This is a genomic window from Chitinophaga oryzae (assembly GCF_012516375.2).
Lineage (GTDB): Bacteria > Bacteroidota > Bacteroidia > Chitinophagales > Chitinophagaceae > Chitinophaga > Chitinophaga oryzae.
Window position 1 is genome coordinate 4,782,351 of sequence record NZ_CP051204.2, and the last position, 15,754, is coordinate 4,798,104.

Below are 15,754 nucleotides of genomic sequence, written 5' to 3' on the forward strand. Positions count from 1 at the left end.
TACGGTTGTTTGAATGAATGAAGAGAATTAAATGGGGTTGTATTTTACAGGGTGATGGTTTCAAGGTCGTCGTCATCATCTGCCGAAGGCTGATCGAGATTCAGCCGGATGTACCTCGCCAGCTGTTCGATGGTAGCGAGCTGGAAGAAAGTCCTTACATTGACCTCTATGCCAAATTGCCTGCGGACGGTAGAAGTCAGCCGGATCACCTGCAGCGAATGGCCTCCCAGTTCAAAGAAGTTGTCCTGCACGCCTACCCTTGTCACCCCCAGCAGGTCTTCCCATACGCCGGACAGCAGCGCTTCCGTTTCATCCCGGGGGGCCACATATGTTTGTGACGACCACCCTTCCACTTCGTCCGGCGCAGGCAGCGCTTTACGGTCTATTTTACCATTGGCCGTGAGCGGCAGCTTCTCCAGCGGCACCAGCCAGGAAGGTACCATGTACTCCGGCAGGCGGCCTTTCAGGAACGCATATACGTCATCACGGTCATAGGTGCCGGAAGTAACCACATATGCCGCCAGCTGCTTGTTGCCTTTGCGGTCGGCACGGGCCACAACTACGGCCTGCTGTACCTGTTCATGCAGTTGCAGCGCATGTTCGATCTCGCCCAGTTCCACCCGGAAGCCGCGGACCTTCACCTGGTCATCCAGGCGGCCGAGGTATTCCACTGTGCCGTCGGGGAGCCAGCGGCCGAGATCGCCGGTACGGTACATGCGTACTGTCATTCCCGTTATAAAGGGATCGGTGATAAATTTTTCTGCAGTCAGTTCCGGGCGGTTGAGGTATCCTCTGCCCACGCCTACGCCGGAAACACAGATCTCTCCGGGTACACCGGGCGGGCACAGCTGCATGGCTTCATTCACCACGTAAATGTTCAGGTTCTGAATGGGATATCCCAGCGGGATGTTGGACTGCGCCGGCGCTTCATACATCGTATAGTGACAGATGTCGTCAGACGCTTCTGTGGGTCCATAGGCGTTCACCACCGGGATACGGCCGAAATGCGGATGCCGGAACCATTGTACCAGCACCTGCTGACTAACGGCTTCGCCGGTGACGAGCAGGAACTCCAGGTGTTCCAGTTTTACGGCAATGTCTTCCTGTAATACGGTGGCCAGGTAGGAAGGCACCAGCTCCAGGATGGTTACCTGCTGGCGGTCTGCCGCCTGCATCAGCTGTTCGGGCTGCAGGATGGTTTCTTCGGAATAGATGATGGTCGTGCCGCCGCAGAGCAGCGCTGCGAACATCTGCCATACAGAAATATCAAAAGTATAGGAAGCAGTAAAGGCAATAACGGAGCGATGGTCCAGCCGCAGATCGTTGACCTTGGCGTAGAGGTGGTTCAGCATGCCCCGGTGTTCTATCAGCACGCCTTTGGGCTTACCGGTGGAGCCGGAAGTGTAGATGATGTAAGCCAGATCACCGGGAGATGGCACCAGCAGGGAACCGGATACCGGCTGACGGAACACTTCCTCCCGGCGGTCGTCCAGCGCAACTACGCGGGCTGTTGTAACGCCCGTCAGCTTGTCTTTCAGTAACCGGCTGCTCAATATCACAGAAGCCGCTACATCTTCCAGCAGGAAAGCAATCCGTTCGGGCGGATAAGCGGTATCTACCGGCACATAGGCGCCGCCGGCTTTCAGGATGCCCAATATCCCGATGACCATCTCTGTTGATCTATCAATACAGACAGGCACCGGCATATCCTTTTTCACGCCCAGGCTTTGCAGGTAATGCGCTACCTGATTGGAACGCTCTTCCAGCATACGGTATGTCAGCGCCGTCTCTCCGAAGATGAGCGCGGTGGCATCGGGCATCACCACCGCCTTTTCGCGGATGAGGGACACCAATGTTTTATCCTGCGGGAACGCGGCCTTGCGGTTATTCACCGTTTCTGTCAGCATCACTCTTTCCGCAGGGGTCAGTATATCGAGCTGGTGCAACTGAAGGTGATCATTGGCTGTCATCTGTAAGAGCACTTCTTCAAAATGCCCGCGGATGGCACTGATGTAGTTATCAGCGAGGAGGTCCGCATTGTAGCGGAGTGTCACCCGGATAGTATCAGATACGGCTGCCAATATCTCCAGGGGCAGGTTGGTCTGTTCATGCACCATCACATGCTCTACCTGCAGTACGGCTTGCTGCGCCGTCATCATCTTGCTCACCGGGTAGTTTTCATATACCAGCAGGCTGTCGAACCAATCGCCGGTAATACCCGTCCAGCGCTGCATATCGTCCAGCGGTGTATACTGGTGCTCCCGGCACTGCAGTTGCGACGCCTGTAAGTCCTGCAGCCAGGCAGTCACCGGCCTGGAAAGGTCTATCACGGCGCACAAAGGCAGGGTATTGATGTACATGCCCACCGCCTGCTCTATCCCCGGCAGTCCTTCCGGACGGCCAGACACAGTAATGCCATAAGTCACCTCCTTACGCCCGGTGTAGCGGTATAACAGGTACGACCATACGCCCTGTATAATCGTATTCGGCGTAATGCGATGCCGGTGCGCAAACCGGTGGATATTCCGCGTAGTGGCTTCATCCAGCTCGAGCAGTTCCTGCCGGTAAGTGCCTACGCCTGCGTTGCGGGCCTCAGCGGCGCCGATGAATGGCAACAAAGTAGCGTCGGTAGTATTTTTCAGGTAACTGCGCCAGAAAATTTCTTCCTGCGTTTTATCCTGGCGTTCCAGGTACCGGACATAGTCTTCATAACGGTCTTCTGTAAACGCCGGCAGCGGCGACTGCTTCACCAACGCTTCGTATATGCGTAACAGGTCTTCCAGTATGAGCGGCAGGGACCAGCCATCGAATAAAATATGATGCGATGTCCATATCATACGGTGACGGTTGTCATCGACACGGACCAGCGCCAGCCGCATCAGCGGCGGATGACTGAAGTCAAATCCTTTATTACGGTCTGCCTCCAGGTATTCCGCCAGTTTCTCCTGTTGTTCTTCGGGCGTTAGTAAACGGTCGTCCAGTATGGTTACCGGTAGCTGTACTTCCTGGTACACGCACTGTACGGGGATGCTGAATTCATCGGCGCTGAAGCCGCTGCGCAGGGCGGTATGCCTTTGCAGCAGCAGATGCCAGCTCTGGATAAAGGCAGCTTCATTTAAATTTACCAGGTCGCAGGTGAACTGCTCCATATAGGCGTTGGAGTGCTCGTCAAACAATGCGTGGAACAACATGGCTTCCTGCAGGCCGGTAAGCCGGTAAAGGCTGCTGATACGGCCACGGCGCGCAATTCCGCCGGGAGCGGCATCCAGGAAAGCATCCAGCTCTGCTACGCTGATTTCTTTACCCAAACCGAAGTCAGATGGCGTAAACGCCGGTTCCCTGCGGGACGCACAATGTGCAATCAGTGCCTCCAGATGCGTCATGTAGATCGTCGCCATTTTATCCATAGCGTCGGCGCTGAGATGCTGCCGGCTGTATTTCCAGCGAAGCACCAGCTCACCATCCTGGACCATACCATCTACCGCTATTTTCTCCGGCAGCGGGAAGTCTTTTCCGGTAGCGGCTCCCGGCGATTCTGCCGCCATACGCAGTAACCCGTCGGCGGTGGTCACGTTATCGGTCTGACCGAGATAGTTGAATACCACCTCCCATGGATCGTTGCCCTGGAGCGCAGCTTCCTGCCGCAGGTATTTTAACACGCCGTACCCGAGACCTTTGTCCGGCACATGGCGTAATTGTTCTTTGACCGTTTTCAGTTGCATCCCGATGCTGCCGTTTCCTGTCGCCAGCTTTACAGGATAGAGGCTGGTGAACCATCCTACCGTACGGCTGATGTCTGTCGTGTTGTCGATAGCCTCCCGGCCATGGCCTTCCAGGCCGATGGTCACGCTGTCCGCGCGATTCCATTCCTGCAATGTCATCGCCAGCGCGCATAACAGCAGGTCGTTTATCTCCGTATGATACGCTTTTGGAACATCCTGCAGCAATCGCTTTGTCTGCCCGGCGTTCAGCCGTACCACCAGGTTAGCCGTGTCTCCGATAGTAACGGCGCCATCATAGGATTTATCCATCAGTAACGGTGTAAATCCGGCTGTGACCTGTTCCCAGTAGCCCAGCTGGCTCAATACCGTTGACCGTTGGCCATAAGCGGCCAGCGCCTGCTGCCACTGGCGGTAGGAATTACTCTTCGGCGGAAGCGGAGAAGCGGGCTGTTTCAGCAACTGCTCCAGGTCCTCGAGCAGGATACGCCAGGATACGCCATCTATCGCCAGGTGATGTACAACGATCAGCAAGCGATGATGGGAAATAGTATCCGGTGTTGTCATCAATACCGTCCGGACCACAATGCCCTGTTCGGGATACAGGCTGCGCTGATAGCGTTCGGCCTGCGTGGTAATTTCTGCCGGTAAGGTGTCCGTGGTTTCATCCCTGAGGTCTATTATCTCCAGCGTACCCTTGCAGGCGCCGTACGTCTGTTGCCATGGCCGCTGTTTGTTATAACTGAAGCGCAGCGCATCGTGATGCTGTACCAGTTTTGCGATGGCTGCTTCGAGTGAGCTGACAGCAACTGATTTGTCCACCTCCAGCAAGAGCGCCTGGTTAAAATGGCATTCTCCTTCAGCATTAGCTGTATGGGTAAAATACCAGTGTTGTATGGGCAGCAGTTCGCTTATCCCGGACAACGTACCTTGTTCCGCCTCGTTGTCCGGCGTATCCTGCTTTGCAGCCAGCATGGCCGCAAGGCCGGCAATCGTCTGGTACCTGAACAGGTCCGCCGGATGCAGGTTTATTCCTGCTTTCCTGGCGCGGCTCACTGCCTGTATAGTGATAATCGAATCACCGCCCAGTTCAAAGAAATTATCGTATATCCCTACCTGTTGCAGGTTCAGGAGATTTTGCCAAATCGCCGCCAGCTGTGATTCAGTCTCATTACGGGGCGCCACGTATGCGTTACCGCTCAGTGTATCCATGTCCGGTAGCGGCAGCGCTTTTTTATCTACCTTCCCGTTGGGCGTCAATGGGATGGCATCCAAAGAAATGAATTGTACCGGCACCATATATTCCGGCAGCCTGTCGCGCAGGAAGGCGGACAAGCGTTCACGGTCGGGCAGCTGTTCACCGGTGAGGTAGGCCACCAGCCTTTTATGGCCGGCGCTATCGGTTTTAACGGCCGTCACAGCCTCGCGGACGGACGGATGTTGAAGCAATGCGTTGTCAATCTCTCCCAACTCAATCCGGTAGCCACGCAGCTTCACCTGGTCGTCTATCCGTCCGAGGTAGGCGATGTTACCATCGGCCTGCCAGCAGGCGAGGTCACCGGTACGGTATAACCTGCCTCCATGGCCGCCAAACGGATCATCAACAAATTTTTCGGCGGTCAGCTTTGGATTGTTCAGGTATCCGCCGGCCACCTGTATGCCGCCGATAAAAAGTTCCCCGGGTACGCCCACCGGCACGGGGCGACCGGTATTGTCCAGGATGTAGGCGCTTACGTTCGTCAACGGTTTACCGATAGGCAGCATATCTGTGCCAATAGCCTGCTGCGACTGATAATGCCAGGCAGTGGCTACCACCGTTGTTTCCGTAGGGCCGTATTCGTTATAAAAATCAACGTAGGGCGCCCATGCCGCCGCCAGCGGCAGGCTGCATGCTTCACCTCCTGAAACCACCCGGCGCAACGATCCATAGTTGCCCGGCGTAATAGAGGCCAGGAAGCCCGGCGTTGTATCAAGATGGGTAATCTTTTCCTGCTCCAGCAGCAGTTCAAACTCCTGCCTGTCCAGCCGTAACGCCTCCGGTATCAGCACCAGCACGCCGCCGTTGGCCAAAGGCAGGAACATTTGCTCCACCGAGGCATCGAAGCAATAGTTGGAGAACTGCAGCACCCTGTCTGTTGCGTCTATCTGAAAATCCCTGCTGCGGTGGACGATGAAGTTGACGATCGCCGCATGTGGGATCACCACGCCTTTGGGTATGCCTGTAGATCCGGACGTATAGATAACATAGGCCGGGTCCTTCGGTGTGGCCGGCGTTATCGCGTACTCCTCATCTGCCGGCTTATACCAGTCGTCGGGCAGTAACAACCTGGATTGGGGCGGAAACAAATGGGTATGTTCCGGCGTGGTCACGATCAATTGGTCACCGCCGATATCATCCAGTATACGGCCGATCCTTTCCGCCGGATGTTGCGGGTCCAGCGGTACATAAGCACCACCGGCCTTCAGGATGCCAAGGATGGCCACCATCATCTGCAGGGAGCGGTCAATGCACAGCGGCACGAGCGTACCCGCGCCAACACCGTTACGTGCCAGCCGGGCCGCCAGTTGGCCGGAACGTTTATCCAGCTCACCGTAAGACAGCACCGCGTTGCCGAATACCAGCGCCGTGGCCAGCGGGGTACGGCTGGCCTGTTCGGTAAACAGGTCTGCCAGCGTTTGTGCCGTTGTTATTTTCGCCGGTTGCCGGGTTTGATTAAACCCGTACAGCAACTGTTGCTCTTCCGCTTCACTGAGGATAGACAACGATTCGAGGCTGGCTGCCGGCGCTGCCACGAGGCTGCGCAGCAGCTGTTCAAAATGTTGTACCATCCGCCCGATGGTGGCGGACATATACAGGTCTGTGCAGTACTCCACACTTCCCCGCAGTCCATCCGGCGTATCTTCGAGTGTAAAGCTGAGATCATATTGAGTGGTAGCGTAAGACAGCGGCGCCGCTTCCATCTGCAACCCTTCCAGTTCCGGCGATGTGCTTTCCGGCATATTCTGCAGGGTGAACATCACCTGGAATAACGGGCTCCTGCTGAGGTCGCGCGCTTTCACCACCGCCTCCACCACTTTTTCAAACGGTATTTCCTGGTGCTGGTAGGCGTTGAGCGTGGTCTCTTTCACCGCCTGTAACAGGCTGGTGAAGGACTGCCGGCCATCTACCGTGCTGCGTAAGGCCAATGTATTGATGAAGAAACCGACGAGTGCTTCTGTCTCCTGCCGCGTACGGCCGGCCACAGGGCTGCCTACACAAATATCTTCCTGGCCGCTATAGCGGAATAACAGTACCTTAAAGGCCGCCAGCAGCGTCATAAACAACGTCGCTTCCTGTTGCTGCGCCAACGCCCGCAGGCCGGAGGTCAGCTGCTTGTCCAGCCGGAACCAGGAAACGGCGCCCCTGTTCCGCTGTACTGCCGGACGGGTGAAGTCGGTCGGTAACTGCAACGTCTCTGCGTCCTGCAGCTGAGCTTTCCAGTAGTCGAGCTGCAGCGACAAAACAGTATCTGTCAGATAACGGCGCTGCCAGATGGCATAGTCTGCATATTGCAGCGGCAGCGGCGGCAGTGTGTTCACTTCATTGCGGACAAACGACCGGTAAAGGCCGGCCAGCTCGTTGACGATGATGGCGGAAGACCAGCCGTCGGATGCAATATGGTGAATCACCGCCACCAGCAAATGTTCCGTTGCCGACAGCACCACAAGATGCGCCCGCAGCATGTGGTCCTTCGCAAGGTCAAAAGGCGCCTGTACCTGAGCCTGCACCAGTGATGACAAGGCCAGCGGATCTTCATGGTAAACGGGATCGTCTGTCACCGTCAGCTGCCACTGGTCGCGGTCCAGCAGCCGTTGCCAGGCGATACCATCCTCCTGGGCAATTACCGTCCGCAGTATCTCATGGCGATTGATAATACTTTGTAAGGCAGCTGCCAGTGCGCTTCTGTCCAGCCGTCCTTTCAGCCGCAGCACCACAGGGATGTGATACTGCACGCTTCCTTCCAGCTGATCGATAAACCATAAACGCTCCTGGCTAAACGAAAGCGGCACTCTTTCCGGGCGCGGCACCGGCTCCACGGCGGGAAGCGTCGGGGCCGCATGTTGCCGGCTGCCGAGATGCGCCGCCAGCAGGGCTACGGTAGCGTGTGTAAATACCGATTTCACCGGCAGCTCCAGCTGCAGCTGTTTGCGGATCGCTGCTACCAGGCGCATGGACAAGAGGGAGTTACCACCGAGCGCAAAGAAGTTATCGTTAACGCCTACACGGGAAATGTTCAGAATATCCTGGAAGATGCCTGCCAGTACCTGTTCCGTTTCATTGGCCGGAGCCACGTAGGCCGCCGCGGCAAGGAAGGACTCACCCGGCTCCGGTAAAGCTTTGCGGTTGATCTTCCCGCTGCCGGTCAGCGGCATCACGCTCAATGGTACCAGTACTGCCGGCACCATGTATTCAGGGAGGCGGCGCTTCAGTTCATCCATCACCGCAGCGCGGTCTATCTCTCCTACCGGCACCACATATGCGATGAGGCGCTTGCTGCCGTCGGCCGCATCGCGCGCCACGACTACCGCTTCGCTTACCTGTCCGTTCTCCAGCAATACGCTTTCTATCTCTCCCAGCTCGATCCTGAATCCACGGATCTTCACCTGGTCGTCGATCCTTCCGGCATATTCTATATTGCCGTCAGGCAACCACCGGCACCAGTCGCCGGTTTTATAGAGGCGGCCGTCACTGAAGGGATCCGCGATAAATTTCTCTGCGGTAAGGTTTTCCCTGTTCAGATAGCCGCGGGCCACCTGTATCCCGCCGATATGCAGCTCTCCGAAAACGCCCGGCGGCAGCATACCACCGGTTTTATCGAGGATATACAACTGTGTATTGGCTACCGGTTTCCCGATAGGCACTATTTCATTTTCTGTGTAACTGTCCGGCACCTGCCAGCAGGTAACGTCGATCGCCGCTTCCGTAGGACCGTAGAGGTTATACAACCGTGCATAGGGTACTTTTTCACGGAACAGGCTTACCTGCTGCGGCTTCAGCGCTTCCCCGCTGCACAGCACCCTTTTCAGGCCCGGCACCTCCTCAGGGCTCACATCTTCGAGGAAGATATGTAACATCGAAGGGACAAAATGAATGGTAGTGATACCATAACGGTCAATGGCCGCTTTCAGGTAGCCGGTATCTTTCTGTCCTTCAGGGACAGCCATCACCAGCCGTGCACCGCAAATCAGCGGCCATAGCAGCTCCCAAACGGATACGTCGAAACAAAAAGTTGTTTTCTGTAAAACGGCATCGTCACCGTTGAGCCCAAAGTATTGCTGGGTCCACAATAGGCGGTTAACGACACCGGCGTGTTCATTCATCACGCCTTTAGGTTTACCGGTGGAACCGGAAGTGTAGATCACGTAAGCCAGTTGACCAGGCTGAATCACCTGCTCTGGCGGGGTTTCCGGATAAATACCCAGTACCGGCCGGATTTCATCGAGGCGTACCACACCGTTAAAATTGTCGGGGATAGCCCGGAAACCGGTGTGGTCTGTGAGGATGATGTCCGCGTTGGTATCTTCCAGTATGTGCAGGATCCGCTCTTCCGGGTAGGTTGGGTCTACCGGCACATAAGCGCCGCCGGCTTTCAGAATGCCTACAATAGCGATGATCATATCCAGCGAACGTTCAAGGCATACCGGTACCAGCGTTTCCGCGCCTACGCCTTTACTGTTGAGGTAATGCGCCAGTTGGTTCGTGATAATATCCAGTTCGCGGTAAGTCAGGCAACCCTGCTCATCCACCACAGCTATCAGCAGCGGCGTACGGTTTACCTGCGCCGCAAACAGCGATGTCAGTGTCTGCTGCTCAGGAAAATCAACGGCGGTATCGTTGAAGCTGTGCAGCTGCCGCTGCTCTGCGACGGTCAGCCAGGAGAGCGCAGACAGATGGCTGCTGCCGTTTTCCGGCAATTGCGCCAGCAGGGTTTCAAAATGGCCGGCGATAGCCTGCAGATAATTATCTGAAAGCAGCGTGGTATTGTAGCTGAAGCGGATGTGGAGCGTTTCTCCGGCTACGATCAAAATAGTGAGCGGATAGTTTGTCTTCTCCTGTACCGCTACATTCTCGACCTGTAACAGCCACGACTGTGCATCCAGCACTTTGCTCACGGGGTAGTTCTCAAACACCAGCAGGGTATCAAACAACTCCCCTGTGAGACCGCACCAACGCCCGATAGTATCCAACCCGGTATGCTGATGTTCACGGCTTTGCAGCTGCGAAAGCTGCAATTCCTGCAACCATGGCCCCAACGCTTTCTCCGGAGCAACGGCTGCATGCAGCGGAATGGTATTGATGTACATGCCTACCCTTTGTTCCACGCCGGACAAGTCCTCCGGCCGGCCGGACACCGTTACGCCATAGGTAACATGCTCCTGGCCGGTGTAGCGGTGTAACAGTAACGCCCATACGCCCTGCATGAGCGTATTCACCGTAACATGCTGTTGCTGGGCAAAAGCACTGATCTTTGCCGTTGCCGCCGCATCGATGCTCAGGACAAAGTCTTTATACACGCCGGCCTCGCGCGTGCGGTCGGCGCCCGCGCGGATAAAAGGCAACAGGGTAGCTTCTTCTACCCCTTCCATATACCGGCGCCAATATTGTTCTTCTTTGTCATCGTCCCGTTTCTCCAGGTAGCGGATGAAGTCTTCGTAACGATCTTCCGTACCAGCCGCCAGCGGAGCGCCCTTCACCGCCGCCTCATAGGCATGCAGCAACTCCTCCATTAACACGGGCACAGACCAGCCATCAAACAAAATATGATGGAAAGTCCATAACAACCGGTGACGCCTCTCCGCCAATTTGATCAGCGTAATACGCATCATCGGCGCCACTTTGAAATCGAAGGGCTGACGGGCATCTTCCTGCGTAAGGGCTTCCACTGCTTTCTGTTGCGCCGCTGCGTCCATCCCGCTATAGTCCAGCAGCCGGAACGGCAATGCAACTTCCCTGAAGACAGCCTGCAATGGAATGGCTGCTTCATCGCTGAAGAAAGCGGTGCGCAGGATGGTATGCCGTTGCATCACCTGTTCCCACGCAGCCTTGAAGGCTTCCGGCTGCACATTGATCAGATCACAACCAAATTGCTCTATGTATGCGCCGCCTGCCTGATCGTACAGACTATGAAACAACATCCCTTCCTGTAACGCGCTCAGACGGTACAATCCTGACACCTGCGCACGCCGGGAAATACCGGCATGGGTAACATCCAGCAGGGCGTCCAGTCCGGGAATCGTCATCACATCCTGTAACCCGTAATCGGAGGGAGTAGCCAGCACATGCTGCTGTGCGACACAGTCTGTGATCAATTGCTGCAGTTGCCGTATATATTCATCGGCCAGCGCCTGTATCTGCTGCGCCTGGAAATGCCGGGTGCTGAAGGACCACGCCAATACAAGCGCCCCATCGCTGACGATACTGTTCACACCGATCTTTTCCTGCATCATATAAGCTTCACCTACACCGGGGCCGGCAGATTCTTCCACCATGGTTAAAACCCCATCCTGTTTTACCACACGGTCCGATTGGCCGAGATAGTTAAATACGATCTCCCACGGGTCGTCGCCCTGCAGCGAGGGTGTCTGCAGCAGTTGCTTCAACACGCCGAATCCGATGCCTTTATCAGGAACGGAACGCAGCTGCTCCTTGACGGAACGTAACACGGCGCCGGGCGACAGCTGCGGGTCAGTTTCCAGCAGTACCGGGTACAAACTGGTGAACCAGCCTACCGTGCGACTGATATCCATGCCGCCGATATCGTGCCGGCCGTGGCTTTCCAGTCCGATACATACTTTGCTGGCCTGGTCCCATTTACCAACGGCCAGCGCCAGCGCGCATAACAGGATATCGTTGATCTCTGTGCGATACGCCTGTGGCGCTTCCTGCAGCAGCTGCCGTGTCCAGCCGGCATCCAGCCTGGTGGTTATGCTGTCGAAGTCCGCCATGGAGACTTTGCCGTTGAAAGGCGCGGCGGCTTTTAAGACTGCCTGCCTGCCTTCCCGGTGGATGTTTTCCCAGTAAGGCAGCTGGGCCGTTAATCGCCGCTGGCCGGAGTAGGCCACCAGCGCTTCATACCATTGCCGGTATGAATTTCCTTTATCGAGTGTCAGTGCCGCGTTTTCCTGTTGCAGCAGCACCTCCAGGTCTTCCAGTAGAATACGCCAGGACACGCCGTCTACCGCCAGGTGATGGATAACGATCAGCAAACGATGATGCGTTTCCGTATCCGGCGTTTGCAGCAGTACGGCGCGTACCAATATGCCCCTGGTTATATCCAGGGAACGATGCACTGCATGGCTATACGCTGTAAGCTGCGCGGCAAGGTCTTCCGCCGGCACCGCACGCAGGTCTTCCACCGTGAGCGTTGCTTCATGGGTACCATAGGACTGATGCCAGCCCGTCTCCTCGTTCCGGTAAACAAAACGAAGCGCGTCATGGTAACGGACCAGCGCCTTAATGGCAGCCGCCAGCTGCGCAGGAGCAATCTTTTTATCAATGCCTACCAGCACGCTCTGGTTAAAATGGCCTGCCGCCGCAGCGTTGTTGTCAAAAAACCAACGTTGCACCGGTATCAATCCGCTCTCTCCTGTCAGCAAACCCTGTTCGCCTGTCAGCACCTGTTCCCTGTTTTCAGACAATAGCACTTCCAGCCTTTCGATGGTCTGATGCCGGAAGAGGTCCCGCGGATGCAGCCGGTAACCGGCCTTCCGCGCCCTGCTTACCACCTGTATGGTAATGATGGAGTCGCCTCCCAGTTCGAAAAAATTATCGTATATGCCTACCTGTGGTACTCCCAGCAGTTCCTGCCATATCCGGGCCATATCGTGACCGGCTTTGGTGCGGGGCGCCACATAATCGTGACCAGACATCGTGTTCATTTCCGGCTCAGGCAGTGCTTTTTTATCTATCTTCCCGTTGGCCGTCACCGGAAATTTCTCCAGGGGCACGATGACCGCAGGCACCGTGTACTCCGGCAACTTCGCTTTCAGATAGTTCACCAGCGCATCCCTGTCAAACGTATCCACCGGCACTACGTAGGCCGCCAGTCGTTTCAACCCTTTTTCATCCGTTTTGACAACCACGATGCCCTGCGCCACAGCAGGATGGGTCAGCAGGATACTTTCCACCTCGCCCGGCTCTATGCGATGGCCACGGATCTTCACCTGGTCGTCCACACGTCCCAGGTATACGATATTACCATCGGGCAGCCAGCGTGCGCGGTCTCCCGTGCGGTACAGTTTTTCCTCCGGGTTATTGCTGAAAGGATGACGAACAAATTTTTCTGCTGTCAGTTCCGGCCTGTCGAGATAACCCATTGCCAGGCCAGCTCCGCCAACGTACAACTCCCCTGCCACGCCAACCGGTACCAGCTGTTGTGCATCGTCCAGCACATAAGCCGTCCGGTTATTGAGCGGTATGCCAATAGGCGTATTGGGACCAAGCTCATGAGGATTGATAAGATAACTTAAAGAGAACGTAGTATTCTCCGTAGGTCCGTAAATGTTACTGATATGAATATCGGGATATAGTTCCCGGAAGCGCTCCACATGCTTTTCAGACATCTTTTCACCACCGGTGAGAATAGCCGACAGACGGCCGAAGACGGTGATATCTGTGTCCACCAGCTGGTTAAACCAGCTGGTAGTGATAAACAGGACGGTTACTTCTTTACTGTAAAGTTCCTGTTTAAAGACGGCACTGTCGAGCAAGCTGTTGCCCACGCTGAGCGCCAGGCGGCCGCCGTGCAGCAGGGCGCCCCAGTACTCAAAAGTGGTGGCGTCAAAAGCCAGCGATCCGGCCGATAAGATGGTGGTGTTAGCGTCCAGGGAAACATAATTCGGCTGCAGCACCAGGCTGGTTACATTCCGGTGCGACACCAGCACGCCTTTGGGTTTGCCGGTAGAACCGGAAGTATACATCACATAAGCCAGATCATTGACGGACGGCGGATTACCGGGTACCGTGTCCGGGCAGCCTGTCAGGAGCGCCGGCAGCTGGTCTGCCAGCAACAGCTCCATACCCGGCCGTTCCTGTAAAAAACGATCGTGAAAATCTGTAGTGGTTATCAGTACATTGCTGCGGCTCTCCTCCAGCATAATACCCAGCCTTTCCGCCGGGTAGGCCGGGTCCAGGGGCATGTAGGCCGCTCCTGCTTTCAGTATGGCGAGGATGCTCACCATCATTTCGGGAGACCTTTCGGTGCAAACCGGAACAATGCTTCCCTGTTGTATGCCTTTGCCGCGCAGGTAATGCGCCAGCTGGTTAGACCGTTTTTCCAGTTCACCGTAACGCATCACTATGTCGCCGAACATGAGGGCAACTGCGTCCGGCGCCCGTTGCGCCTGTGCAGAGAACAGGGCCGTAACGGGCTGATCATCGGCGTAGGCGACAGCGGTATTATTGAAAGCCTTCAGCACTTGTTCCTGTTCCGCAGCAGATAACATCGGCAACAGATGTACCGGTTTATCAGGTGTCTGTAAGACACCCTGCAGCAGCAACCGGAAATGCCCGATCATCCGTTGTATCGTAGCCCTTGTAAACAGGTCGGTGCAATATTCCATTCTTCCGGTGAAACCGGCGGCAGTCTCTTCAAAAGAGCAGGTCAGGTCAAACTTTGCCGTGGTATGCGCAGTTTCCATGTAAGCAAACGTAACGCCGTCCAGCTCCAGTTCGGGCGCCGCCGGTGCGTTCTGCAGGGCAAACATTACCTGGAACAGCGGGTTCCTCGCCATATCCCTTTCCTTCACTACCGCCTCTACGATTTTTTCAAAGGGCAGCTCCTGGTGATCGTATGCGGCAAGGGTCGTTTGTTTTATCTGCTGTAACAAGGTGCCGAACGTCGGGTTGCCTGACAGGTCGCTGCGCAGCGCCAGCGAGTTAATAAAAAATCCTATGAGGTTATCCGTTTCGTTGCGCGTTCTGCCGGCCACCGGCGTGCCTACGCAGATATCTTCCTGACCGGTATAACGGTACAGCAGCACTTTAAAGGCTGCCAGCAATGTCATAAATATGGTTACGCCTTGCTCCCGGGAAAAAGACTTCACTTTGCCGGACATATCACGGTCAAGGTTAAACGTAATAACGTCGCCCCGGTCGCTTTGAACAGCCGGCCGCGGGTAGTCCGCGGGCAGGTCCAGCACGGGTGTTCCGGAGAGCTGGTTTTTCCAGTAGCCTAACTGCATAGCAAGCGTGTTACCGGAGAGGTATTGACGTTGCCATACGGCGTAGTCTGCGTATTGCAGGTCCATTGGCGGTAACTGTGGCGCCCTGCCGGCGACAGCGGCATGATAGAGTTCTGCCAGCTCGCGCACGATGATACCGGTAGACCAGCCATCGGCCGCAATATGATGCAGGACTACTACCAGGACGTATTCGTCGCCGCCCAGCGAGATGAGGGTGGCGCGCAGCATATGATCGGCGGCCAGTTCAAAAGGCGTATCGATGATCGTCCGGATGGCCTGTTCCAGCGCAACAGGCTCCTGATAGTGTTCCGGCGCGGTAAGGGTTTCCATTCGCCAGGCGTCCTTATCCAGCACCAGCTGGGAAGCCACACCGGCAGTGTCCCGGAATACGGTTCGTAACACCTCATGGCGGTTTACAATTGTCTTCAGCGCCTGCTGCAGGGCATCTGCCTGCAGGTCGCCTTTCATCTTCAATACAACAGGGATATGATATTTAACGCTCCCTTCCAGCTGATCGATGAACCAGAGTCTTTCCTGGCTAAAGGAGAGCCGCGCCCCGGCATGGCTGGCAGCCGCGCCGGGGATGATGCGCATTGTCTCCGCGGAGATAGCCTGGTGCAACAAGGCTTTGATTTCCTCCCGGTGCAGCTTTATCTCTTCCAGGAGTTCCGGAGTGATACCAGCATCCCTGGGTGTCCGGAATTTGATCTTTCCCTCTTCCAGGAAGAGTATGACACCCTGCTCCCGGGCTTTCGCCACCAATGCTATTGCCTTGTTAAAGTTAACCTCAATCATATATCGTCTTTATAATA

At 55.9% G+C, this 15,754-nt stretch carries 1 protein-coding gene; it reads right to left on the reverse strand.

The window, feature by feature from the left end:
- Window positions 1-44: 44 nt before the first annotated feature.
- The gene (locus HF324_RS19515; protein ID WP_168860587.1) at window positions 45-15,737 is read right to left on the reverse strand and encodes a non-ribosomal peptide synthase/polyketide synthase; all 15,693 of its coding nucleotides are present in this window, start codon (window positions 15,735-15,737) and stop codon (window positions 45-47) included.
- Window positions 15,738-15,754: the final 17 nt, after the last annotated feature.

Excerpts from the sequence above, each read along its gene's own strand:
- HF324_RS19515 (WP_168860587.1), bottom strand. The coding sequence starts at position 15,737 with ATGATTGAGGTTAACTTTAACAAGGCAATAGCATTGGTGGCGAAAGCC.